Source organism: Candidatus Sphingomonas phytovorans, from assembly GCA_029202385.1.
GTDB classification, from domain to species: Bacteria; Pseudomonadota; Alphaproteobacteria; order Sphingomonadales; family Sphingomonadaceae; genus Sphingomonas; species Sphingomonas phytovorans.
The window spans coordinates 822,465-846,018 of the sequence record CP119314.1 but is presented as its reverse complement, the minus strand read 5'-3'; the positions used below and the strand labels follow the sequence as shown (position 1 = coordinate 846,018).

Annotated in this window: 20 protein-coding genes; 9 read left to right on the top strand and 11 right to left on the bottom strand. The window is 63.7% G+C overall.

All coding sequences use genetic code 11. The features are described 5' to 3' along the window. The first annotated feature begins 44 nt into the window (after positions 1-44). The 4 genes from P0Y59_04010 to hutC all read left to right on the top strand — a co-directional run bounded on the left by P0Y59_04010 (position 45) and on the right by hutC (position 4,370). On the top strand, positions 45-191 hold the full coding sequence (locus P0Y59_04010; protein WEK00871.1) for a hypothetical protein: 147 nt from the start codon (positions 45-47) through the stop codon (positions 189-191). Continuing rightward, on the top strand, positions 188-790 hold the full coding sequence (locus tag P0Y59_04005; GenBank protein ID WEK00870.1) for a HutD family protein: 603 nt from the start codon (positions 188-190) through the stop codon (positions 788-790). Before P0Y59_04010 ends, P0Y59_04005 begins: the two co-directional genes overlap by 4 nt. A gap of 216 nt (positions 791-1,006) precedes the next feature. After that, positions 1,007-3,496, top strand: a complete 2,490-nt coding sequence (locus tag P0Y59_04000) for a M14 family metallopeptidase (protein ID WEK00869.1) — start codon at positions 1,007-1,009, stop codon at positions 3,494-3,496. Between the two features lie 139 nt (positions 3,497-3,635). Then, the gene (gene hutC, locus P0Y59_03995; protein ID WEK00868.1) at positions 3,636-4,370 is read left to right on the top strand and encodes a histidine utilization repressor; all 735 of its coding nucleotides are present in this window, start codon (positions 3,636-3,638) and stop codon (positions 4,368-4,370) included. Positions 4,371-4,428: 58 nt separating this feature from the next. On the opposite strand, the gene P0Y59_03990 is transcribed toward hutC, so the two are convergent. Beyond that, positions 4,429-6,402 carry a prolyl oligopeptidase family serine peptidase gene (locus P0Y59_03990; GenBank protein ID WEK00867.1) on the bottom strand — a complete coding sequence of 658 codons (1,974 nt, stop codon included), beginning with the start codon at positions 6,400-6,402 and terminating at the stop codon, positions 4,429-4,431. Positions 6,403-6,555: 153 nt separating this feature from the next. Between P0Y59_03990 and P0Y59_03985 the strand changes: the two genes are divergently transcribed. Beyond that, the gene (locus P0Y59_03985; protein ID WEK00866.1) at positions 6,556-6,792 is read left to right on the top strand and encodes a hypothetical protein; all 237 of its coding nucleotides are present in this window, start codon (positions 6,556-6,558) and stop codon (positions 6,790-6,792) included. Positions 6,793-6,952: 160 nt separating this feature from the next. Here the strand turns inward: P0Y59_03985 and P0Y59_03980 are convergent, their stop codons facing one another. The 4 genes from P0Y59_03980 to P0Y59_03965 all read right to left on the bottom strand — a co-directional run bounded on the left by P0Y59_03980 (position 6,953) and on the right by P0Y59_03965 (position 10,890). Continuing rightward, positions 6,953-7,333, bottom strand: coding sequence for a cupin domain-containing protein (locus P0Y59_03980; protein ID WEK00865.1), 381 nt, complete (start codon positions 7,331-7,333; stop codon positions 6,953-6,955). A gap of 6 nt (positions 7,334-7,339) precedes the next feature. Beyond that, the gene (locus P0Y59_03975) at positions 7,340-7,864 is read right to left on the bottom strand and encodes a hypothetical protein (GenBank protein WEK00864.1); all 525 of its coding nucleotides are present in this window, start codon (positions 7,862-7,864) and stop codon (positions 7,340-7,342) included. Continuing rightward, complete coding sequence (locus P0Y59_03970) at positions 7,861-9,921, bottom strand: TonB-dependent siderophore receptor (protein WEK00863.1); 2,061 nt, start codon at positions 9,919-9,921, stop codon at positions 7,861-7,863. The genes P0Y59_03975 and P0Y59_03970 overlap by 4 nt, the downstream gene beginning before the upstream one ends. A 168-nt stretch (positions 9,922-10,089) precedes the next feature. Further along, positions 10,090-10,890 carry an AraC family transcriptional regulator gene (locus P0Y59_03965; protein ID WEK00862.1) on the bottom strand — a complete coding sequence of 267 codons (801 nt, stop codon included), beginning with the start codon at positions 10,888-10,890 and terminating at the stop codon, positions 10,090-10,092. A gap of 335 nt (positions 10,891-11,225) precedes the next feature. On the opposite strand from P0Y59_03965, the gene P0Y59_03960 reads away from it, so the two are divergent. Beyond that, on the top strand, positions 11,226-11,936 hold the full coding sequence (locus P0Y59_03960) for an SDR family NAD(P)-dependent oxidoreductase (GenBank protein WEK00861.1): 711 nt from the start codon (positions 11,226-11,228) through the stop codon (positions 11,934-11,936). Between the two features lie 2 nt (positions 11,937-11,938). On the opposite strand, the gene P0Y59_03955 is transcribed toward P0Y59_03960, so the two are convergent. Both P0Y59_03955 and P0Y59_03950 read right to left on the bottom strand, forming a co-directional pair. Then, on the bottom strand, positions 11,939-13,105 hold the full coding sequence (locus P0Y59_03955; protein ID WEK00860.1) for a serine hydrolase: 1,167 nt from the start codon (positions 13,103-13,105) through the stop codon (positions 11,939-11,941). A gap of 54 nt (positions 13,106-13,159) precedes the next feature. After that, positions 13,160-14,020 (bottom strand): isocitrate lyase/PEP mutase family protein, encoded by an 861-nt coding sequence (locus tag P0Y59_03950; GenBank protein ID WEK00859.1) that lies wholly within the window; start codon positions 14,018-14,020, stop codon positions 13,160-13,162. A 274-nt stretch (positions 14,021-14,294) separates the two neighbouring features. Between P0Y59_03950 and P0Y59_03945 the strand changes: the two genes are divergently transcribed. Both P0Y59_03945 and P0Y59_03940 read left to right on the top strand, forming a co-directional pair. Continuing rightward, positions 14,295-16,499 carry a TonB-dependent receptor gene (locus tag P0Y59_03945; GenBank protein ID WEK00858.1) on the top strand — a complete coding sequence of 735 codons (2,205 nt, stop codon included), beginning with the start codon at positions 14,295-14,297 and terminating at the stop codon, positions 16,497-16,499. A gap of 9 nt (positions 16,500-16,508) precedes the next feature. Continuing rightward, positions 16,509-18,344: a CocE/NonD family hydrolase gene (locus P0Y59_03940; protein WEK00857.1), complete on the top strand. Its 1,836-nt coding sequence runs from the start codon at positions 16,509-16,511 to the stop codon at positions 18,342-18,344. 24 nt (positions 18,345-18,368) lie between these two features. Here P0Y59_03940 and P0Y59_03935 read toward each other — a convergent pair whose 3' ends face one another. From P0Y59_03935 to P0Y59_03920, 4 genes are read right to left on the bottom strand one after another with little or no spacing between them, the layout of a single operon-like run. Further along, positions 18,369-19,127, bottom strand: a complete 759-nt coding sequence (locus P0Y59_03935) for an enoyl-CoA hydratase/isomerase family protein (GenBank protein ID WEK02486.1) — start codon at positions 19,125-19,127, stop codon at positions 18,369-18,371. 2 nt (positions 19,128-19,129) lie between these two features. Then, entirely contained in the window at positions 19,130-20,728 is a 1,599-nt protein-coding gene (locus P0Y59_03930) for an AMP-binding protein (GenBank protein ID WEK00856.1), read from the bottom strand. A 5-nt stretch (positions 20,729-20,733) separates the two neighbouring features. Then, positions 20,734-22,071 (bottom strand): MFS transporter, encoded by a 1,338-nt coding sequence (locus P0Y59_03925; GenBank protein WEK00855.1) that lies wholly within the window; start codon positions 22,069-22,071, stop codon positions 20,734-20,736. Continuing rightward, the gene (locus P0Y59_03920) at positions 22,068-22,556 is read right to left on the bottom strand and encodes a MaoC/PaaZ C-terminal domain-containing protein (protein WEK00854.1); all 489 of its coding nucleotides are present in this window, start codon (positions 22,554-22,556) and stop codon (positions 22,068-22,070) included. Before P0Y59_03920 ends, P0Y59_03925 begins: the two co-directional genes overlap by 4 nt. A gap of 57 nt (positions 22,557-22,613) precedes the next feature. Here P0Y59_03920 and P0Y59_03915 point away from each other — a divergent pair, with 57 nt between their 5' ends. Beyond that, positions 22,614-23,411, top strand: a complete 798-nt coding sequence (locus P0Y59_03915) for a TetR/AcrR family transcriptional regulator (GenBank protein ID WEK00853.1) — start codon at positions 22,614-22,616, stop codon at positions 23,409-23,411. Positions 23,412-23,554: the final 143 nt, after the last annotated feature.

Sequence of the window (23,554 nt, the reverse complement as noted above, 5' to 3'; positions counted from 1 at the left end):
TCACACATGCGATGAGCCGAGCAGGAAGGTGACGGAGCCCGGCTATGCTGACCGCACCGCCCCTGGGAACGGAAGGAACGTTCGTGTTTCGTATGGACGATAGCAAGCTGATCCTCCCCGCGATTCGTGGAGGGACCGGCATCGATCGCGACCGCCCAGAAAACCCGCTCTCGTCCGGAGTATTCGAGTGAGCATCCGGCGGGTACTCCCGGCAGTGACACGCCGCCCAACGCCCTGGAAGAATGGCGGCGGCACCACAACCGAACTGGCGGTGTTTCCAGCAGATGCCGGCATGAACGACTTCATATGGCGAGTCAGCATCGCCGAAGTGCGCACCGCCGGGCCATTCTCGGATTTTCACGGCGTCGACCGGATATTGTCAGTGCTCGAAGGCGAGCTTGCGCTGGTCGTGGCGGATGCCCCCGAGAGGCGGCTGACCTCGGCTGACGCGCCACTCCCCTTCCCCGCCGACATACCGGTAACGGGCACGCCAATCGACGACGACGTTCGCGACCTCAATGTGATGATACGCCGGAACATGTGCCGGGCGGAGGTTGAACGGTTGCCGGGCGGTACAGTGCATGTCGACGGCAAAGGCGAGACATGCCTGATGATCGTCGCTACAGGCGACGCGGCCGTCGCTCATGGTGCCAGCGTCGAAACGCTTCGCCCATTCGATGCGCTGTTGTTCGAGGTGCCCATTCCTGAATCCATCGCCGTCAAGAGCGCTGAATCGAGCTTCGCAATCCGATTGCGCCTGTATCAGGATGGCAAAACGTCTGAAGAATAGGCGGAGTCCTCATGAATCTTGCCATTCATATTGTATATACAAAATCTAGGAATTAGCCTTGTAGCAAAGGGGCGCATTCAGGCTATGCCGGCAGGAGGGAGATAATCGATGCGGGGTTTGAAATCGGGTGCGGCGCTCTCGGCGATTATTGTCGGTTTGATGATGACGACACCGGGGCTAGCGCAATCGCAACCGCAGCCGCCCACTCCCAAATCCGTGTTGGGCCATGATATCGGCGAGGATTATTATCTCGCTTCCTATGAAGACGCGGTCGCCTATTTCCACAAGCTGGCCGCCTCGACCGACAAGATGAAGATGATCACGGCGGGCAGGACGACCCAGGGCCGGACGATCGAATATGCGATCATATCCTCCCCCGAGAATCTGGCGAAATGGGAAGAGGCCAAGGCGCTGCAGAAACGCCTTTCCACCGCAAACGGCCTTGATGACGCGACCGCCAAGGCGCTGGTCAGGGACGGCAAGATCATCGTCCATATCGATGGCGGCCTGCATTCTAGCGAGGTGTCCGCTCACCAATCAGCAATCGCGCTGGCCTATAAGCTCGTTGCCTCGCCCGACGACGAGGAAGTCCAGAAGGTCCTAAAGGATGTCATCGTCGTGCTCTGGCCGACCTTGAATCCCGATGGCATGACCATGGTGGTGGACTGGTACCGCAAGAACCGCGGCACCCCATGGGAGACCAGCGGCATGCCCTGGCTCTACCAGGAGTATGTCGGGCACGATAACAATCGCGACGGCTATATGCTCAACATGCTGGAATCGCAGAACGTCTTCAAGGCGGAGCAGGATTACAGCCCGACCATCTGGTACACTCATCACCAGGTCGCGCCCTTCCCGGCGCGCATCTGGGTACCGCCCTTCGCTGACCCGATGTCGAGCAATATCAGCCCCTATATGCGGATGTGGACGACGGCGATCGGCGTCAACATGATGAACGCGTTCGAGGAGAAGCAGATGCCGGGCGCGATCGCGCAGGCGCGCTTCGACAATTGGTATCCGGGCTTCCTCGATTATACCCATGTCTTCCGCAACACGATCTCCTACTTCACCGAGGTCGCCCATGCGTCGGCCACGCCGAAATTCTACGATCCCAAGAAATTCCCGCGGAACATGCAGGACCTGAAGGCACAGGTGATGTACCCTTCGCCGTGGAAGGGCGGCTGGTGGCATTTCGCGGATTCGATCCGCTATGAAACCGTCGCATCGATGTCGACGCTCGACACCGCGGTCCGATACCGCGAGGTGCTGCTCTTCAATCGCTATCAGGCGGCGCGCGACACCATCAGGAAATATTCAAGCGGCGACGGCCCCTATGCCTGGGTGATCCCCGCCGGCCAGACCGACGCGCCAGAAGCCGCGCTGCTGGCGCAGAAGCTGATCGATCAGGGCCTGATGATCAGCAAGACGTCCTCGGTGATCGCCCTCGGCGCGCAGACCTATCCTGCCGGGTCCTGGGTCGTGAAGATGGACCAGCCCTATGCCGGCCTCGCGCAGGAACTGTTCGAGACGCAGAAATATCCCGATGCCATCCTCGGCGGTGACGGCAAGCCTGTTGACCTCCCCTATGACGTGACCGGCTGGACCCTGCCGCTGCAATTCGGCGTCAAGGCAGTCGCGGTGACGGAAAAACTCAGCCCCGAAGCGCTGGCGGCGCTCGACCCCGTCGCCTCGGCGAAAGTCGAGGGCAGCGTCACCGGCGCAGGCAACGCCTTTGTGCTCAGCCGAAAGGCCAATGCGAGCTTCCTCGCCGCCAACCAGGCAGCCAGGCAGGGTGCCAGAATCGGCTTCTCGACCACGCCTGTCACTACCGCCAACGGCGAAGAGACCGGTGCGATCGTCGTCAGCGGAATCAGTGCCGATGCGATGGCGGCGATCACCGCCGCGACCAGCGCCACCGCCGCCGGCGCATCGTCACCCGCCACGCAAACGGTGAAGCGCGCACGCGTGGGCCTTTACCGTCCATGGGGCTCGAATATCGATGAAGGCTGGACCCGCTGGCTGCTCGAGCAATATCAATACGCCCCGGTCTCGCTGCGCAACGACGACATCAAGAAGGGTGGCCTGTCGGCGAAGTTCGACACCATCATCCTGCCTGACCTGCGCAGCCGCGATCAGTTGCTGAACGGCCTGGACGCGATCGAGGCGCCCCCGGGATATACCGGCGGTATCGGTGACGAAGGATCGATCGCACTCAAGAAATTCGTGGCGGATGGCGGCACGCTGGTCGCCATGAACGGCGCGGCGGATTCGGCGATCGACCTGTTCGACCTGCCCGTCACCAACATCGTCAAGAATGCGCGGAGCGACGAGTTCTTCTGCTCGGGTGCGCTTCTGCAGATCAAGCTTGCGACGCCATCGCGGGCAACGGCCGGCATGCCGGCCGAGCCGGTCGTCATGTTCGAGAACGGCCCGGTCTTCCAGCCGGCCGTCGGGTTCAAGGGCAACGTCCTCGCCTCCTATCCCGCCGAAGGCAATCCCCTACGCAGCGGCGTGCTGCTCCATCCGGAGAAGATCCGCGGCAAGGCAGCGGCGCTCGAGGTCGAATATGGCAAGGGACGCATCTTCCTCTATGGCTTCAAGCCGCAATGGCGCGGCCAGGCGCATGGCACCTACAAGCTGCTGTTCAACCTGCTTTACGCCTATCCGACGCATGAGGCCTCAACGCTCGAGGTAAAACCGGACTGACCGACGGACTGGAATGCGCGGGCTGGCCAAGCCAGTCCGCGCTTGACCTTTTGGCCTCCGAGCCTTTTCTCTCTCAAATGTCGTGGGCTCGAATCATGGTGACTATCTCGGTCAAGGCACGCGCAGTGGCGGAGCACCGATGGCAGTCCATCTGAAGCGTTCCCCGCCGGATCATCGGCCGCTTTACCAGAAGATCCGCGACGCCATCGAGACCAAGATCATGTCCGGCGCGCTGCGTCCGGGCGACCGTATTCCGATCGAACATGAGCTGATGGCTGAATATGGCTGCTCGCGCATGACGGTGAACAAGGCGCTGTCGAGCCTTGCCGCCGCAGGCCTGATCTCGCGCCAGCGCCGCCGCGGCTCCTTCGTCAACCGGCCGCGTATCCAGATGGCCGCGCTGCAGATACCCGACATGCGCGAGGAGATCGTGCGACGCGGCCATGTCTATCGGCTGCACCTGTTAAGTTGCGTCGTGCTCGATGCCGACAGCGAGGCTGGCGAGATCATGCGCATCCCGCAAAAGGGCGAATTGCTGGCGTTGCGCTGCCTCCATCTCGCCGATGGCGTGCCCTTCGCCACCGAGGACAGGTTCATCAACCTGAACGCAGTCCCCCAAGCGATCGACGCCGATTTTTCGGAAACACCGCCTGGGAGCTGGCTGCTCAACCACGTGCCCTGGACCGAGGCCGAGCACCGCATCACCGCGGCGCCGGCCGGCGAGCAGGCCAGGATGCTCGCAGTCCGCGAGGAGAAGCCGTGCCTCGTGCTGGAACGCTGGACATGGCGAGAGCAGGAATCGATCACTTATGTCCGCCAAGTGTTCAACGGCGACAATTTCGACCTGACCGCGCGGTTCGTCTCGGGCTCCTGAACCCTGCTCCAAGCGACCGGGGCGCCCTCAGGGGACGCCCCGAGCAACTTTCCTCGGACTATGGAACATCCTTCCGCGCAATGGCGAGCGGATCGGACTCACCCGCAAAAGCGGAGCGAAGGAACCCGAACATCCGCCGCCGCAAGTCGATGCCGTGCCACGGCTCAGCACTCGCCAGCGCGCGGAAGTGGGCACCGGTCTCGCCGTGCCCCTCGCGGGGATAGACGACCAGGGCGACCGGCGCGTTGCTCTGCTTGAGCGCCCGCCACATCTCGAGCGACTGCCCCAGCGGATCGGTCACGTCCTCGGCCCCCTGCAACAGCAGGAAAGGCGTCCTGGCATTGGCGGCGGTCGAGATCGGGCTCTGCCGCCACACATCGGCGAAGTTCAGCCATGGCTTTCCGTAATACCAGCGATCGTAGAAAGTGCCGCGCTCAGTGCCATATTCGCTGAACTGGTTGATTACCGGAGCGCCGGAGACGATCGCCTTGAACCGGTTGGTCTTGCCGACGACGAAGCCGGCCATTTCGCCACCATAGCTATAGCCGATCAGCGCCATGCGCTTTTCGTCGATCGGATAATCCTTCAGCACGCTGTCGACGCCGGTCATCACGTCGCGATAGTCAGCGCCGCCCAGATCGTTCCTATTGGCGGCAAGGAACTTCGCGCCATAGCCGGTACTACCCCGGATATTGGGCTGCATCACCGCCCAGCCTTCCGCCACCAGCATCTGGATGAGGTTCGAATAATCGTCGGCAAAACGACCGGCGGGGCCACCATGGATGCTGACAACCAGCGGCACCCTGGTGCCCGGTGCGACCCTTGGCATGTACAGCATCGCCTCGATCGTCAGGCCTTCGTTCTGCCAGCTGACCAGCTTCGACGGGACTTTCGCCCAGGTTGCAGGCACGAGCGCCGGCGCTTCGAGCGCTGAGGCCGCGGCGCCGAGCCTTGGCATCACGAATATCGTGCTTGGGTCGGTCGGGCCGCTCCCGATCATTGCCCAGGCCGTCTGGCCGGGGTTGGTCGCCAGCGATCCAACGACCGGGCGGCCGATATCGAACCAGGTGACCGATCCGTCGGTCGTGGAGATCCGCGCAAGGCGGCTGCGCATATGGGTCGCGATGGTCGCGACAAGATCTCCACTCGGCAGCACGGTGAAGTCGGACGGGACCGCGCCATCGAAGCCGCGCGTCAGATTGCGCGCTTGCCCGGTTGCCAGGTCCTTGACGAACAGGTCGTTGCAGCGCGGCGGCGCGTCGTCGGCGCAATTGTCCGTATAGACCATCCTCCTGCGCCCGGGCAGATAGGCCGCGTCCGCCGCCGTGTTCGGAAGATCGAGTCTGGTCACTGCCAGATCCGGGGTGACTTTCCACGTCGTCGTGTCCGGACCCGTAAGGTCCGACTTGGGATCGGTGGTCACGATCATATCGGCGCTGTCATAGGACCAGCTCACCTGGTCGAACACGCCGTTCAGCTTCACCGCCCGCGCCGCGCCGCTGGCCGGATCGAGCAGGTAGAGATGGGTGCGATGATCGTCCTCGCTGTGATTATAGGCGTCGTCCTTGCGTTCCTTGCGGGTCTTCACCGCCGCCGTCTCGGGGTCCTCGGCCCAGAAAGCGAGGTATTTGCCATCCGGCGAGAAAGCGAAGCCGCCGGCAGAAAGCGGGTTGTCCTTCCTGGCCCCGTCCCAGGCCGCGCTCACAACGCCATTCGCGTCCTTCGCGATCTGCAGCCGTTCGGGCTCTCCTCCGGCAAGCGGCAGCCTGAACAGGGAGCGCGTCCCGTCACGGGTTGCGATAAAGAGGATCGAACTCCCGTCCGGAGAAAATTGTCCGGCCGTCTCGCCACCGCGCTCGCCCGAACGCGAAAAGGTCAGCTGGCGCGGTTTCGCTCCGGTGCCAAGCAGCCACAAATGAGGCAGGCCTCCCTCCGCCGTCGTGTCGGTAATGCCGGCGAGAACCGATTTGCCGTCAGGTGACAGGGCGATGCCGCGCATCGCGCGCACCCTGGTCCTGACTTCCTCGTTCATCGGAAAGCCCGCGGAGGGGTTATCGGCCGCTGCCGCTTGCGACATCCACGATTCCACCGGGACGCCCCCGGCGATAGTTGCGAAATACAGGGTCACACCAGCGAGCATCGCGGGGCGCCATCCCCTGTACCCCGATCGGTTTTTGTGATTCATATGCCCATTCCCCTGATGGCGCCGACTCAGCACGGCGTCGAATTCCTATCACGACATATAAATGTCTATACAAAAAGCTTTCCAGTTCAACCGACCAGCGCTCCAGTTCCGCCGAACAGGCTTACGAGCAAGGGATTGCGGGATGAAAAAGCGACTGATGCCGACGAGCGCCTAGTGAACGCGATCGTCTTTCTTTCGACATGGGCGGAAGCACAGATCGCAGCGGAAAAGTTCTGACCTTTGCGAGACTTCCTGCGGCTCGGGCCAGGGTGCCGGGGCCACAGGCACCGATATCTTGGTTTTTCCAGGCGCCGCCTCGTCATGCTGCCCCACTGCAATTCGACCAGCAAATCCAGGCGATATCTTCTTGTGCGCGAGCCGCAGTCTGAAAGGCCGTTCAGCCATGCCGGAGCGGCACGGCCGGGTCATCCGACCACGCGACATTCCCGTCCCGCGGCGTGATGAACAGCAGGCACAGATCCTCCTGTACACGCGCGCGATGCGCTTCCTCGCGGGAGAGCAGCACAATGTCCCCGGCGCCCACCTCGATCATGGTGTCATCGGATGCTGCATCGCGCGACGTGAACTCCGCCCGTCCTTCCAGCAGGAACAGCAGTTCGTCTCCGTCGCCATGACGCTCCCAGAAATGGTCGGTACTCCCCGCGGCAATCCGGACCAGGCCGATCATGGCCGGCCCTTCACAGGCATAGGTCGCCAGGATATCCGGCGCGGTGAGGCCGATACAGGCGAGACGGTCGGCGATATTGATTCGTCTCATGATTGTTCAACGGACATGTCGGAGGAGGCCAGCCCGGTAGATCGGTCCCTGCACCCGATTTCCCGTCACGATATTGGTCTGATATTGCTGCGTGATCCCATCCAGCGTCGTCGGGTCAAGCTCTGCCCGCATCATCGCAAAGCCGGCTGAATCCAACAGAGCCGGAGCGTTTCGATCAGCAAAGAGTCGTCGCTTTTCCTCATCGGGCGCGGTCGCGCGCACGCCACCGCTGATCGACAGATCGAGAATGAGCTTGCCGCCCCGCCACCGGCCTGAACCGGTTACGCCAAGCTCGGCATCGTCGAGTTGCAGGGTGCCGGTGAGCAGATAGTCGCCGCCAGGCACCTGGATGAACGCCAGCCGGAGGAGCCCTGTCTCCTCCGCAAGGGTGAGGCGCCAACGCTCCTCTCCGCGCCACGCAAGATCGCGCTCGGGTGGCGGAGTCTGCGAAGAGAGTTGCGCCGGCGTCGCAAAGGCCTGCGTGCTCGCCAGAAGCGCCAGTGTCGCACCTACATATGCCAGCCCCCTCATTTGCGGGCTCCCCAGCGGTAGCGAATTCCCGCAATCACCGTGCGATCCGCACCAACGCCGCAGCCACTCGCCGAGCAGCTCACATAATAGGGCTTGTCGAACAGGTTGGTGGCGTTGACCGAAAGGCGCCACCGGCCGACATCATAGCTGACCATGGCGTCGAACAGGGAATAGTCGGGGACACGAATGCTGTTCGCAACGTCGGCATAGGTCGCGCCGACATGGCGGATACCGGCCCCGAGACCGAACCCTGCGAACGGGCCCGCCGGGACGCTATAGTCCGCCCAGAGCGCGGCGGTTCGATCGGGCTGTCCGGCTGGCCTCCGGCCGAGCTGCGCCGCAACCATGGTCTTCGTCACCGCCAGATCAGCGATCGTCAGCGATCCGGTGAGGTTCAGTCCGCGGATCGGGCTGGCCACGATTTCCGCTTCGAAACCCTGTGAGCGGATCGCCCCCGTCTGGATCTGGTTGAGCGGATTGTTCGGATCGGTCGTCTGTACGTTGGTCTGCGTCAACCGGTATGCCGAAAGAGTCAGATAGGTCCGCCAGCCCGGCGGTTCGATCCGTAATCCGCCCTCGAGCTGTTTTCCTTCACTGGGGCGATAAGGCTGACCATCGAAATTGGTGCCAAGAATCGGATTGAACGAGGTCGCATAGCTCACATAGGGCGTGAACCCCCAGGGGCCACGATAGACGAGACCTGCGCGCCACGTGGTGGCCTGGTCGTCCTGCCTCGCCTGCGTGACGGCAAGGCGGTTGCGTGTCGACGTGTCCGACCAGTCATGCCGCAGCCCCGCCGACAGAATCCATCGTTCGGAGAAGCGTATCTGCTGCTCTCCATAAAGACCGATCTGATCCGACATCTGGAGCGTGCTCGCCATCGGCATCGCGGCCGGGCCATAAGGTTTGCCATAGGCGGGTGCGAAGACGTCGATCGAGGCGGCTGGTCCCCCGTTCAGCACATAATCTTCACGGGTATGGCGATAGTCGAAGCCAACCATGGTTCTCATCGCGAGGCCGGCAAATATCCAGTCGCCATGGATCTGGCTATCCGCGGCGATGACATCGCCGGTGATGCGGAAACGATAATAGGCCCGGCTCAACAGCCGACCACCAAGTGGCGCACCCCGCGCGCTGACGGTGTTGGTGAGAAAATCGGTGTCGGTGTAGCGGACAGCCGAATGCATCTTCCATCCACCACCCAGGTCCTGGTCGAACAGGACACCTGCCGCATATTGTACCCGGTGGTTATCGACGCCGGGTTCGTCGGTGTAGAGATTGCGCGCGATCTTTCCGTTCGGATTGGGCAGCAGCGACCCCTGCAACGGAATTCCAAAGGCCGGCGGGCCATATTTTTCGTATGAGTAGCTCGTCAATACGGTCAGCGTGGTGCGAGGCCCGGGTTTCCAGGCGAGGGCAGGCGCGAGAAAGAGCTTGTTGTCCGGAATGACATCGATCTGCGTATCCGCCTCACGGGCGAGGCCGGTAAGTCGAAAGGACACTCCCTCGCCCAACGGCCCGCCAAGGTCGAACTGTCCCTGCTTTCGACTGAAGCTCCCACCCTGAAACTCGACCTCATGGATTGGCTTGTCGGTCGGGCGCTTGCTGATCATGTTCACCAGCCCGCCCGGGGCATTCTGGCCGTAGAGCAAGGATGCCGGACCGCGAAGCACCTCAATCCGTTCCAGGCCATAAGGCTCGGCCTTGGTATAGCTCTGCGCGGTCGTGGGGCGCAGGCCATCCTGCAGCACGCCGGAATTGGTTACATCGAACCCCCGCAGCGAAATACGATCATATCGGCCGTTGGCCGGGGTCGAACCATTGAACACGCCCGCCTGATAAGCGATCGCCTGGCTCACGCTCTGAACGCCCTGTGCTTCCATCAGATCGCGAGCGACGATGGAGAGGGATTGCGGGACCTCCACGAGAATCGTACCGCTCTTGCTTCCGGTGGATGCAGTCTGACGCGCTGTGACGATGATGGTCTCCGCCTGGACGTCAGGTGACGGCACCTCTTCCTCGGCAAGGGCGGGGGGCGCCAGAATCAATAGCGGCATGGCACCGGCGCAGAGAAAGCGGGCGCGTCCGATACTTTCGAACGCCGTAATTCTTAACAAGGAAAATACCCCCGGATCGATTGGATGACATTTGCGAATTACTCGCAATATCATCCAATCGAAACGCGCCTGGCTTTCGCGAAACCGACTAAGAGTTTCGTGAAAAGATCAGCTGAGCAGATGGCTTGGCGGTATTCCGAAGCGGCGGCGAAAGGCAGTGGAGAAGGCAGCAGGCGTGTAGCCGACCCGCCACGCTGCCTGTGCAATGCCCCACTCGCCCGTCGCGATCATCCGATGCGCGGCGTCCAGTCGCGCCGCCTGCAGAAAGCTGCTGGGGGTTGCACCAAAAAGCGCGTCGAAGCCGGTCGTGAGCTTGCGTATGTTGAGGCCGACCTGCCGCGCCAGAGTGGCAAGATCCGGGGCGTCGCTGAGCGATGCCAGCAAAATCCGCCTTGCCTCCCGCAAACGCTCCACATCAGATGTCGACAAGCGGAGCTTCCGGTTGTCGGCTGAATCGCCGGCAAGGACATCGGCAGCGAGCCCGCCGAGTTCGAAGCCCTTGCCGATCATATAAAGAGATGCCGCTTCGGGTCGCAGGCGAGAGGTCAGCATCTGCCGCCCCAGGCCGGCCAACGCCGCGCCAACCGGCCTGCGGATCAGGCGTGGTACCCCGGGATGATGGTCCCCTGCCAGAGCGCCGCCATCTGCTCCGAAGAGTGTAGCCCCGGTCTCGTGATCGAAGCACACGCTGACGTAGCAAAGCCGATCGTGCGGATGGAATGCCTGGGAAGCGACATGATCACCGTCGTTCAGGACAGCACATAATGATGGCCCGGTTATCCTGACTCGCGCGATGTCCGGCGAGCTACACTCAAGCGAGCCACTGAGCAGCAGGATAAGCTTGACCCCGTTGTAGAGGGTCTCTTCTTCTTCGACTGCCGAAGGGTGATCGATGCATCCGCCGGACACGGACACGCTCGCGGACGCGGCAAACGACCATGGCGAACCGGTGCAGGTGGACGCAGGGAGAGACTTGCCATCGTATCGCACGAGTCAGTCTCCCGCTGCTCCAGCCCCGTCGTCTCGCGACTGAACAGGAACGACCGGGTCTGTCGAGATGAGCATGATCAGGCCAACATCCAACGAACGGTTACAGGGCTCCCCCGCTATCCGGATCAGCCGATAGATTTTTCAATAATGATTATCAATCGCAATGTTCGGGCCAGCATTGATGCGTCCTTGCCCAGTAGGTTACGCTTTTAACCGGCCAAACCCGTCGCAGAAGCGGACAAGGAGCAACAAACTTGGGTGAACGCACAGGCACTGCTGTCATCGTCGGCGCGTCATCCGGAATCGGAGAAGCCCTGGCCAGGCGATTGGCGGCCGCTGGCTGGCGCCTCGGCCTTGCCGCGCGTCGCCTCCCGAAACTCGAAGCCCTTGCTTCGGAGCTCAGCACGGGAACCGTCATCCGCGCGATCGATGTCGCCAGTCCGGAGCGGGCCCGTGTCGAGCTTGCCTCCCTGCTCGAAGCCCTTGGAGACGCTGACCTGATCGTCCTGAGTGCCGGCACGGGCGAGCTCAATCCCGACCTGCATTGGGGCCCTGACCGCCAAACCATCGACGTCAACGTGACAGGGTTCGCCGCACTGGCGCAGTTCGCTATCGATCATTTCCTCCAGCGAGGTGGCGGCCATCTTGTGGGGATATCCTCGGTCGCCAGGTTCCGGGGAAACGGCGACGCTGCAGCCTATAGCGCCTCCAAGGCGTTCGTCTCGACCTATCTCGACGGATTGCGGGACAAGGTACGGACGAGCAAGCTGCCCATTGCCGTGACGGAGGCCTGTCCGGGTTTCGTCGACACCGCGATGATGAAGGCAGACAAACCATTCTGGGTCGCGACCCCGGATCGAGCCGCCGCCTGCATCCATTCGGCCATCCGGCGACGCGCGAAACACGCCTTCGTGACGCGCCGCTGGGCGCTTGTCGGGTGGGCCCTGCGCTTGTTGCCGGCCTGACGCTATTTCGGCGCGACCGCGGGCGCGTGGGCAAGCACCGCGCGCCAGATCGCCGCCAGTTCACCGCCATAAGCGCGCAACGCTTCTTCGCCGCCGGCATTTGCGAGCACGATACGCCCGATATTGGTCTTCGGGTCGATGCCCATGAAGGTCGTGACGCCTGGATCGCCGCCGAAATGGCCGATCGTGCCCTCGCGACGATATTGCCAGAAGATGCCCTGGTTCGGCTCCTTTGCGGACAGGCCGGCAGGTATCTCGCCAGCCGCGAATTCGGGCTTCAGCAATGCCGCGATCGCCGAAGCCTTCAGGATACCATCCTCACCAGCCCGCCCCTTCAGTACCGCCGTCACCAGTCGCGCCAGGTCAGTGCAAGATGTACGCAGGCCGCCATCGGGATAGGTCGCCAACGTATAGAGCGGATAGGGCTTCAGCTTCTCGCCATAGAGTGTCGCGTGGTCGGCCCCGGTCTCGGCATCGGTCCAGCCCGAACTGGTCATGCCCAAAGGCTGCAGGAAGGTCTTGCGGGTAAAATCGGCATAGGATTCGCCCGCCTTCAACTCGACAGCATAGGCAGCCAGCGTCGCCCCGATATTGCTGTAGGCGTAAGTGCTACCCGGGGCGGTCGCCGCGAAGTTGCGCTTGCTGTAGGTTTTCCCGTCCTTGCTGAAATAGCTCTTCAGGAACGCGTCGATCCGCAGCGGATTGCGGTCGCCGGGAACATAGCCTGCGGCGTAGACGGTTTCGCGGTCGACAATGCCTGATGTATGGGTGGCAAGCTGGCGCAGCGTGATCGGCCGATCCGGAAAAGCGGGATTGCGCACCGGGAAGGGCAGGATCGTATTGATGTCGTCATCGAGCCCGAACCAACCACGCTCGACCCCTTTCATCAAGGCCATCCCGATCAAAGTCTTGCTGATAGATCCGATCGGTTGCACGGTGGTGACCGTATAGGGTCGTCTGGCAGCGAGGTCAGCGAAGCCGAAACCCTTCTCGTAGATCATATGATCGGCATCGAACATGACGACGCAGAAACCGGGGACATGCGACCCGACCTGCAATGCGGCAAGTTCACGGTCCAGATCGGCCGCGCCGTTCTCTGCGCGGGCGGACGTCCCGAGGATCAGGCTCGCAAACAGTGTCGCCGCGGCGACCCGGCGGCGTTGTCTCATGACGATCCTCATTCTGCTGCCCTCACTCTGTTGCATTGAAAGACGGAAAATCCCTCAGCCCGCATAACCGGCGGCAGCGGCCAGAAAGGCGGGCCCTTCGATCGCCGCGTTGAGGGCGCTGCGATCCAATGTCGGCCCGGCGAACGGCACTCCAGCCGCCAGCGCCCGAAGCGCGGCCTGCCCGGCATGAGCGGTCGCCTGGATCACTGCACCTGGGAACAGGACAAGCGAGAAGCCCGCCTCCCGGGCTGCCGCGGCGGAGGTCAGCGGGGACGTCCCGCCCGCCAGTATATTGTGGACCAGCGGCCGCAAACCGCCGAGTTCACTTACCAGCCGCTGGACCTGATCCGGCTCGGTGAGCGATTCGACGAAGATCAGATCAGCCCCTGCCTCGGCATAGCCGACAGCGCGGCGCAGGGCCTCGTCGAAGCCGAGGCTCGATGCGGCATCGGTCCGTGCGCTGATCAGGGTGTCGTCATGGCGGCGTGCGTCCTGCGCTGCCTTCAGTTTCCCGACCATGGCTTCCTGGGAGATCAGCGGTCTTCCCAGTGGCGCCCCAGGCGACTTTATCTCGGCCTGATCCTCAATCTGGATCGCAGCGGCGCCCGCTGCCTCGAACTGGCGCACCGTCCGCGCGACCTGGATCGCGTTGCCGAAGCCGCTGTCGGCATCGACCAGCACCGGGATGCCGATCCGGTCACACAGCCGCGCCAATATCGTTGCGGTCTCGCTTGCCGACATCAGGCCGATATCAGGCCTGGCCAGATGCGACCATGCCAGCGCCGAACCGGAAAGAAAGACAGCTTCGAAACCTGCCTGTTCCGCCAGCAGTCCGGACAGAGTGTCGAAGACGCCCGGCGCCCGCACGATAGCGTCGCCTGCCAGCCGATGCCGCAAAGTTGCTCTCACGCTCATAAGTTCACTGGCTCCTTCCACGGGGATTGATGACGCCGCCCCGCCTTGCCCGGATCGCCGGAGCGAAGCACCCCTGAAGATCGGGCGACAGCAGATTGCGCAAGCCGACGATCATCATCTGCCGGCGACTCCAGGGGCGGCGGGAACGCCAATCAACATCCTGTCTCCTCCCTTTCCAGATCGGCCCGCAGTGGATGCTTCTTGACAAGCACCACAGCCTTGATAGCAATAATTGATACTGAGCTCATATTTAATAATCAAGAGGGGAGGTCATATGCTGCGCGTCGATTCCAGGACCCGTGTCTGCTTTTTTATCGCTCTCGGGCTGGCCACGCCTGCCTGGGCACAGGCCGACAGACGCGCAGATGGGGACGCTGCCGCGAGCGATGCCGCGGACATCGTGGTGACCGCGCGGAAGCGGTCGGAGCGACTGCAGGATACTCCCATTTCGATCACCGCCATCACCGCCGAGGGAATGGAGCGCAAAGGGATCAAGGATATCGCCGATATCGCGCGTCAGACCCCCGGCCTGCAATATGGCGATTTCGGCGACATGAAGCTGTCCCCCACTTCGCTACGTGGGGTCGTCGGCGGGTCTGGCTCCGCCGGCGCCGACCCGGCCGTCGGCTATTATGTCGACGAGATATATCAGGCCCAGGGCCCGGGCGCCGATCTCGACCTTTACGACATCGCACGTGTCGAAGTGCTGCGTGGACCGCAAGGAACGTTGTTCGGCCGCAACACCATCGGCGGCGTCATCAGCATCACCACGCAGCGCCCGTCCGATACCTTCACCGCCTCCGCGACCGCCAATATCGGCAATTACAATGCGCTTCGCCTTGGCGCGTCGGTTTCCGGGCCGATCATACCGGGTCTGGTCTCCGCCAAGATCTCCGCGATCAGGGACGTCAACAGCGGCTATGATCACAACGTACTGCTCGACCGCGACGTGAACAATCATCGCTTCTGGGCGGTACGCGGCCAGTTGCTGTTCGACATCGCGCCGACCACCAGCCTGTTGCTGACCGCCAGTTACCGGAAGGCCGACCAGGAACAGCTCGTCTTCGAAACACGGCGCTACAATATGAACGCCGATCTGCCCCAGGCGCTGGTCGCCGCCGGCCTGCCGCTCAATACCGATCCGTTCGACCGGAAGGTCTATTCCGACAGCCCCAATCAGGAACGGTTGCGGGCATGGGACGTCTCAGCCACTTTCAAGACGCAGATCGGCCGTGTCGGCATCACCAACATCGCCTCCTATCACGACCATGACTATTTCAGCCGGGCCGACACCGACCGCTCCCCGCTGAAATTCCTGTATGACGGCGATCCGGAGAAGGTCTGGCGCTGGTCGGAGGAGCTTCGCCTCGATCTCTCGACGGGTCCGATCGACTGGCTCGCCGGCCTCTATTATTTCCGTCAGAACAGCCGCAACCAGAGCTTCGTGGAGATTGGATCCGATCTCGCCACCATCCTGGGCGATCCTACGCTGACAGGTGTTCGCACCGGATCCGACGGCAATCTCGACACGACCAGCAAGGCCGCATTCCTGAGCGCGACCTTGAAGGTCACGCCGCGCCTGGATGTCACCGTGGGCGGCCGCTACACCAGCGACAGCAAGGCTATCCACTATGTCCAGCGCGACGTGATCAACCTGCTCGGCGGCAACACCGATATCAGGACGAGTGGAAGCTGGGACCAGTTCACGCCCAATGCCAATATCCGCTATCGTTTCTCGCCGACCGTCATGGCCTATGCGACCGCGAGCAAGGGCTTCAAGAGCGGCGGCTTCAACGATGCGCTGGGCAGCGCCGACGGAATCGCCTTCGGCCCGGAAGCGCTGTGGAACTACGAACTCGGCCTGAAGACCGAATTGCTGGGCCGACGGCTCGTGATCAACACCGCGCTCTATTACATGGACTGGAGCAAGATCCAGCTCTCGGAGGACAATCCGGCCACCCCGGTCTATGATCCGATCATCCTCAATGCCGGCAAGGCGCACAGCAAGGGCGTCGAGATCGAGGTGACCGCGCGCCCGACCGACCGCTGGACGCTGGGCGGCAACCTGTCCGTGCAAGACGCCCGTTTCGACGGCGGACGCCTGCCGAGTGGCGCACTGCTCGACCACATCCCCTATGCGCCCGCCTATACCGCCGATCTCAACGCGGAATATCGCGTTCCGGTCGCGGGACTTGGCTCGGTCTCCCTGTTCGGCGAATATCAATTGCGCGGGCGAACCTATATCAGCAACGATACCGATCCCGACGGCGTGGTGCACCCCTATGGGCTGCTCAACATCCGCCTGTCGCTGCAGTCCCACGACGAACGCTGGCGTGTGACCCTTTGGGCCAAGAACGTGACCAACCGGACGTACGAGCAGCGTCTGTTCGACCTGTCCGACCAACCTCTGGTGGGACAGAAGTTCATCATCCTCGGTGAGCCCCGCACCTTCGGCGCCGAATTCAAGCTGAGCTATTGAGGACCGGCCATGACCCGCACGAACCATTTTCTCCTAACCGCCGCGCTGGCAGCCGGCGCAATCATAGGCCCGGGCGCGGGTGCTGCGCAGTCAGTTCCCACCAGCACGCCAGCGCGTCCCGACGGGTGGAGCGACAAGTCCTATTATCTGCCGATGCGCGACGGAGTCAGACTAGCGATCAGCCTCTACTTCCCCGGTGGCGTGCCCCCTGAAAAGCCGGCGCCGGTCATGCTGATCCAGACGCGGTACGGGCGTGCGGGCGAAGCCGATTTCGGTTCGGCCTGGCGGCGCGCAGGCTATGTCGTCGCCATCGCCGACACGCGCGGATCGACCGCATCCTTCGGCGCCCGCCGGGTCGATATCGGGCCTGAGGAACAGCGCGACATGGACGAGATCATCGCCCATCTCGCGCACCAGCCATGGTCGAACGGCCAGGTCATCGCCTCGGGCGTATCCTATATGGCCGACACCGCCGATCTGGCGACGAGCCGTCCCGCCCCTGCCCTCCTCGCCGCAATTCCACGACAGACCGACTTCGATACCTATCTGCACCTGTTCAGCCCCGGTGGCGTCTCCAACGACTGGATGCTCAGGAACTGGGGAAACGCGGTCCGCGAGATGGATATGGGTCGCGATCCCGAAGGTGGCGACGCCGATTGCCTGAAGCAGGTCGCGGATTGCGCCCGGCTGTTTCCCATCCTCCAGCCGGTCGACGGTGACGAAAATTTCGACCTGTTGCGCCAGGCCCTGGCGACACGCGGCCTCCATTGGAGCCCTGAGGACTATGAGGGCATCGCATTCCGGGACGAGCCGGGGAGGAATAGCCACACGCTGTTCGCCTCCTCCCCTGCCGCGCAGCTCGCCGCCATCCGACGGCAGCGCAAGCCGGTGCAATATTGGGGTTCCTGGCTGGATGCCGGAATGGCCGAGGCTGCGCTCGCGCGCTACCGCTCGGCGCCCGAGGTGCCGGCCGAGGTCTGGATCACCGCCAACAATCATGGCCAGAGTATCGGAGCCGATCCTTTCTTTCCCAGTGAGCGCACGCCGATACCAGCCGCGACGGATATTTTCGCCAGCAACATCGCCTTCGCGGATCGCGTTCGCGCGGGGGCCCGGATCGAGCGTGCGATCCATTATTATGTGATGGGCGCCAAGGAGTTCCGTACAACCGCGGCGTGGCCACCGGCGGATACGAAATCCGCCACGCTGTACTTCGCTCCGGGCCGGTCGCTCGCCCCGCGCGCCCCAGGCCGGCGGGGCGCTGATCGCTACACCGTCGATTTCACCGCCACCACCGGCAAGGCGACGCGCTGGTCCACGCAATTCGGCACGCCACCCGCCTATCCCGACCGACGCAAGCAGGATGCCAGGCTGCTAACCTATAACAGCAGCCCGATGGATATCGATACCGAACTGGTCGGCACGCCAGTGGTCACACTCCACATGGCGGCGCGAACGAGCGATCCGGCAGTCTTCGTCTATCTGGAGGATGTCGCCCCCGATGGTCGGTCGACCTATCTCGGCGAGGGCCAGTTCCGCGCGATCCACCGCAAGCCCGCCGATCCGGCCACCCTGCCCTATGATCAGGGACCAGCGCCGCACAGTTTCCGAAGGGCCGACGCGCTGGCGGTCACGCCCGGCGCGCGGATGACGCTGCGCTTCGCCCTCTTCCCCACCGCCGCCCTGATCAGGCGCGGACATCGCCTCCGCGTCGCGATCGCGGGTGCCGACGCCGACACCTTCCATGTCTATTCGAACGGCGGGCCGGACACCTTCACCATCTCCTACGGCGCCGGGGCACCGAGCGGGCTGGAGATCACCACGCGCCCCTGGAAACCGTCCTGATGGGCCGTGGTCGGAGGTTCGATCTCAGCAACCACCCGCGAGATAGGCCTGCACGCGAGCCCGCACCTCGAGAGAATCGCCCGCAGCAAGGCAATGGCGGCTTTCACGCGCAAGCGCAGCCTCAAGCCGGAGCCCAATATCTTCCACCCGCGCCGACTTGAACCGGGCCAGGCTTTCGGGCGGAAGCATCGCCAGCCGATCCGCCACGGCAAGACTGGCCTCCTCCAACGCCACGCGCGGAACGACGCGGCTGACGATCCGCTCTTTCAACAAGCCCTGCGCATCGAGGTGTTCGCCGAGCCACAGAATGTCGGTCACGCGGGCTGGGCCGCAGCGTTCATCGAGCAGCATACTCATGCCCCCGGTGGGGAACAGGCCGAACGCGGCTTCGGGGCAGAACAGGACCGCGTCGTCCGAGGCGATCGCGACATCGGCATTGACCGGCCACGCCGCGCCCCCGCCGACGACCGCGCCCTGGATCGCGCAAACCACCGGCTTCGTTCCCAGCATGATCTGCCGAGTCACCGCCTGAAGCCGGTCGATGAAGGCATGTGCCTTCTCGTTCCCGAACCCTTCGATGAACTCGGCCAGATCGTCGCCGGCGCAGAAGGCCCGCCCCTCGGCGCGCAACAGAATCACCCGCACCATCGGGTCGTCCGCGGCACGATCCAGCGCGTCGATCAGATCGCCGAGCAGGTCGAAGCTAATCGCGTTGAGCCGCTCGGCGCGGTCCAGGCTGACGATGGCCACGGCGTCGCGGCGCGCAAGGGTCGCAAGCGGCACGTTCAACCTGCCGCCAGCATCGCGGCACGGCGCTTGAGCAGCGCCTTGTCGACCTTGCCGATCGGCAGCAGCGGCAAGGCAGCTTCACAAACGAAATGCTTCGGAATCTTGTAATTGGCCAATCGCGCCCGGCACCAGGCTTCCAGTTCGTCCGCTGCGACCGGCCGTTCGGCGACAACGAAGGCGATACCCACTTCCTGCCAGATCGGGTCTTCGGCGGAAACCACCGCCGCTTCTGCCACCGCCGGATGGGTTTCGATCACCGCCTCGATCTCGCGCGGATAGACGTTGTAGCCGCCGGACTTGAACATTTCCTTCAGCCGTCCGACGATCCGGTAGTGCCCATCGGATCGCGCGACGGCAAGATCGCCGGTCTTGAACCAGCCCTCGGCCGTCAGCGCCACGGCCGTTGCGTCCGGCCGGTTCCAATAGCCGAGCATGGTATAGGCAGAGCGCGCCCAGACCTCACCGGCCTCGCCGGTCGCCACATCCCGTTCGTCGCTTCCGACCAGCCGGACCTCCACACCCGGAAAGGGCCGCCCTACCGACTCCGCCAACAGGTCGGGATCATCGCCCGGCTCAAGCGCGGTGATGCCGCTGGTCGTCTCCGTCATGCCATAATTGGTCGCCAGCCGCGGATGCACCAGCAACAGCCGCTCGATCATTTCCCGCGGCATCGCGGCGCCTTCCCAGAGGATAAGCTGCACCGCCGAAAGATCGAAATGGTCGAAATCCGGCAGCGCCAATTGCATCTGGAAACAGCTCGGCACCGATCCCCACAATGTCGCGCGCTCCGCCTCCATCAATGCCAGGCATCGGCGCGGATCGAACTGTTCCAGAAACAATATCGTCCCACCCGCGAGCAGGACCGGCAAGCTGACATCGACGACGCATCCGACGTGATTGATCGGGAAGTAATTGACCGCCCGCAACGGCTCGACCGGCCAGAGACGATTCTGCTCGAGACAGAACGCAGCCAGACCCTCATGATGCAGCAGCGCACCCTTGGGCTGTCCGGTCGATCCCGATGTGTAGACGATCAGGCAGGGGTCACGCCCGCCACACCCGTCCCGGGCAGCCGCCAGTGCCGCGTCGGTCGTCGAGTTGCCTGCCGCGAGGAAATCGGACCACGGGCTCACCCCCGCGACCGGCGGCTCGCCGTCGAACGCCACGATATGCTCGAGCTCGGAGGAAGCGGCACGTAGCGCACGGATCTCGCCCCCGTAAGAGCGCTCGCCGATGCGAGTCCGGGTCAGAAGCACACGGGGCGCGGCATCGCCGACGACATAGGCAAGCTCATCCAGCGTGTAGCGCGGATTGAGGCCGATCCAGATTCCGCCGATCGAAGCCGTTGCGAGGAAGGCGATCAGATACTCCGGATGCGGCGTCTGCAGGGTAGCCACGCGATCGCCCTTGCCTACGCCGGCAGCGATCAGCGACCGCGCCAGCCGGTCGATCGCGTCGCGCATCGCCGCATAGGTCCAGCGCCTGTCGTCCAGCACCATCGCTTCGGCATCCGGCGCTCGCGTCGCGATCCAGGCCGGATAGTCGCTGACCCGGTCCAGCCGCGGGGCGCCCGATTCCACAACCATCATCTGCATATTCCTTATGATCGTCCACGCCGCGACGGGACGAGAAAGAGAAGGGACGCCAGCGCCAGCAGGGCCGGCACGAAGGCGACGAAACCCGCCACCGCCGGCCCCGCCTTGCCGGTCAGCGACAATATCAAGGCGGTAAGCGCCGGACCGAGCGCGAGGCCGAGCTTTTCAATCGACGTCCAGATTCCTGTGAAGACGCCTTCGATCCCGCTTTCGCCCCCTGCCCTTCGCCCAGCGCTTTCGGCGTGCGCGATATGGGCGGCGAGCGTGAACGGCATGACCTGCAACCCGGCAAAGGGTGCCCCCGCGCTGACGAAACAGGCAATGGCGATCCCCCATGGAGCGTGGAGCCACGCCGCGCTCCCCACCGCCGTCGCGGCCGCAGCATAACCGAGCGCCGCCGCGGCCAGCATCCGCCTTTCGCCGAAGCGCCGGCCGAGCCGCGACCAGAACGGCGCGCTCAGGATGGTGGCGAGCAGCATTGCCCCGAGCGCGACGCCGATATCGCGCTCCGGCCGGCCGAATGCCCCGGTGACGAGATAGGGCGCGGCGGCCGACACCGCGCCAACGGCGGTGAGTTGGAGAAGGAATGCGCAAGCAAGTCTGCGGAATCCTGCGTTGGCGATCGCCAGCCGGAGTTGAGCGACAAGCCCCTCCTGCGGCCTTGACCCTCGCTCGACGGGCCCTTGCTCGACGGGTGTTGCGAGATCGTGGCGCCGCAACATCGCGATCGGTCCGATCATCGCGATCAGGCAGGCCGCCGCAACGACAAGGCCCATCGCGGCATAACCCGTCCTGCCGCCGCCATAATAGGCGACAAGCGCCGGGGCGACCCCCGCACCCGCGAGCACACCGACCATCGAGGCGGTCATCCGCCACCCGACCAGCCGGCCCCTGCCGCCCGCATCGGGCGTAATCTCGGCGGGTACGGCGCTATAGGGAACCGCGAACAGCGAATAGAAGGTGGCGAGAAGGAAATAGCATCCACCCGCCCAGAGAAAGCCGTTCACCGCGCCCGTTACCGGTGCCGTGAACAAAGCGGCGAACGCCAGCGGCAGGCCGATCGCCCCCGCCAATAGAAAGGGTCGCCGTCGCCCGAAGCGCGACCGGGTCCGATCCGACCAGGCTCCGACAAAGGGATCCCAGAAGATCGCCCAGGCCTTGGGCACGAACAGGATGATCGCCGCCCACGCCGGTGGAATCGCAAGGGTCTCGGTGCAGAAATAGAGGAGCAGCACCGTCGGCACGGTCGAGAACACGCCGTTCGCGAGCGAGCCGATCGCATAGACTCCGGTCGCCGCGCGCGAGATGGTCAAAGCCGGTGGTGCCGGAGCGCGGGCGATCATGCCGAGGGCGGCACCCAGGCGGTCAGCCAGCGCGCGACCAGGGCAGGTCGGTCAGCATCCTCTATCTCGATCTCGCAATCGATCGCCGTGATGCGCCGCCCCTTGTCGTCGTGGCGCACGTCCGCCACTTCGAAATGCCCGCGGACCCGCGCGCCAGCCGGAATCGGTGAAACGAGCCGGAGCCGATCGAAGCCATAGTTCAGATTATATCCGGCCAAGGCGGGGTCCGTGTCCCAGCCCTGCCCGGTCGCGTCATGGAACATGCGCGTCAGCAGCGCGATGGTCAGGAAACCGAAGGCAATGGTGCCGCCGAATGGCCCGTTGGCGGCCGCCCATCGCGGATCGATATGCATCGGGTCCGGATCGAGCGTGGTCGCGCCAAAGGCGTCGATCATTTCCTGCGTGACCGTAATCCAGTCCGATATGCCGATCAGGCTTCCTGGCGTGAAGCCTTGCGACATTCGGTCTAAGCTGGGCGTGGACATGCAGTCTCCCGTGAGTACAATTGATCCGCTAATAAATATGATATTGAGCTCAGTTTTATGAATTCGTCAACCGCCCCTCGTCCGACCACCGCCGCGCCGTTCACCGCCGCCGCCGATACGGGGCTTTCCTTCATCGACTTCCTGAGCGAGCGGCTTGCCTCGGCGCCACCGCCGACCAAGGGGCAGCGCACCCGTGAACGGTTGAAGATCGCCGCCGCGCGGGTGCTGGAGCAGAAAGGCTATCACGCCTTGCGGGTCGCCGATGTGGCGGAAGCCGCGGAGGTCGCCGAGGGCTCCTTCTACGTCTATTTCCGCGACAAGACCGAAGTGACGCTGGCGGTGCTGACATCGCTGCTCGAGGACTTTTTCGGCGTCAATCTGACCAGCCAGTCCGACGAGGGCCCGTTCGACACGATCCGCCGCACCAATCGGCGCTGGTTCGCCATCTGCCGGAGCAATTCGGGCCTGATGCGATGCATGCTGCAGGTGGGCGATGCCGATCCCGAATTCGCCCGGATGGCCCAGAACAGCAACCGGCGCTGGTACGAACGTATCGCCGCCAGCGTCACGCGCCGCTATCCCGAAGGAGCATTGTCGGAGCCACTCGTGCTGCTGGTCGCTTATATGCTCGGCGCGATCATGGACGATCTGGCGCGCAAGCTGGTCGTCTATCCGGACGAGGGATTGCTGGCACTGCTTGGGGAACTTGGCGCCAACGATGTCATCGCCGCCGACGCGGCGAGCGTGCTCTGGATGCGGACGCTATATCCAGGCGTGCCGATCGACGGAGACCTCCATGCGGTCGCCCGCGCCATCGCCTCCTGGCCATCCCCGACGATCGCTGGCGCGAGATAGCGATCGGCTGGACTGCTACCTTGCAGGACTGGCCCTCTCAGCCCTCGTCTTGGACTATCGGGCCTGACACCGGTCACGCTATTGGCGATCGATCGCATCGCTCGAAGTGACGAGAAATGCCGCTTGATTCGCAGGAGACAGGT

What these genes read in the sequence shown, in the direction of transcription:
- P0Y59_04010 (WEK00871.1), top strand. Translation starts at nt 45, where the DNA reads ATGCTGACCGCACCGCCCCTGGGAACGGAAGGAACGTTCGTGTTTCGT.
- hutC (WEK00868.1), top strand. Translation starts at nt 3,636, where the DNA reads ATGGCAGTCCATCTGAAGCGTTCCCCGCCGGATCATCGGCCGCTTTAC.
- P0Y59_03990 (WEK00867.1), bottom strand. Translation starts at nt 6,402, where the DNA reads ATGAACGAGGAAGTCAGGACCAGGGTGCGCGCGATGCGCGGCATCGCC.
- P0Y59_03985 (WEK00866.1), top strand. Translation starts at nt 6,556, where the DNA reads ATGCCCATTCCCCTGATGGCGCCGACTCAGCACGGCGTCGAATTCCTA.
- P0Y59_03980 (WEK00865.1), bottom strand. Translation starts at nt 7,333, where the DNA reads ATGAGACGAATCAATATCGCCGACCGTCTCGCCTGTATCGGCCTCACC.
- P0Y59_03975 (WEK00864.1), bottom strand. Translation starts at nt 7,864, where the DNA reads ATGAGGGGGCTGGCATATGTAGGTGCGACACTGGCGCTTCTGGCGAGC.
- P0Y59_03970 (WEK00863.1), bottom strand. Translation starts at nt 9,921, where the DNA reads ATGCCGCTATTGATTCTGGCGCCCCCCGCCCTTGCCGAGGAAGAGGTG.
- P0Y59_03955 (WEK00860.1), bottom strand. Translation starts at nt 13,105, where the DNA reads ATGAGACAACGCCGCCGGGTCGCCGCGGCGACACTGTTTGCGAGCCTG.
- P0Y59_03950 (WEK00859.1), bottom strand. Translation starts at nt 14,020, where the DNA reads ATGAGCGTGAGAGCAACTTTGCGGCATCGGCTGGCAGGCGACGCTATC.
- P0Y59_03945 (WEK00858.1), top strand. Translation starts at nt 14,295, where the DNA reads ATGCTGCGCGTCGATTCCAGGACCCGTGTCTGCTTTTTTATCGCTCTC.
- P0Y59_03940 (WEK00857.1), top strand. Translation starts at nt 16,509, where the DNA reads ATGACCCGCACGAACCATTTTCTCCTAACCGCCGCGCTGGCAGCCGGC.
- P0Y59_03930 (WEK00856.1), bottom strand. Translation starts at nt 20,728, where the DNA reads ATGCAGATGATGGTTGTGGAATCGGGCGCCCCGCGGCTGGACCGGGTC.
- P0Y59_03925 (WEK00855.1), bottom strand. Translation starts at nt 22,071, where the DNA reads ATGATCGCCCGCGCTCCGGCACCACCGGCTTTGACCATCTCGCGCGCG.
- P0Y59_03920 (WEK00854.1), bottom strand. Translation starts at nt 22,556, where the DNA reads ATGTCCACGCCCAGCTTAGACCGAATGTCGCAAGGCTTCACGCCAGGA.
- P0Y59_03915 (WEK00853.1), top strand. Translation starts at nt 22,614, where the DNA reads ATGAATTCGTCAACCGCCCCTCGTCCGACCACCGCCGCGCCGTTCACC.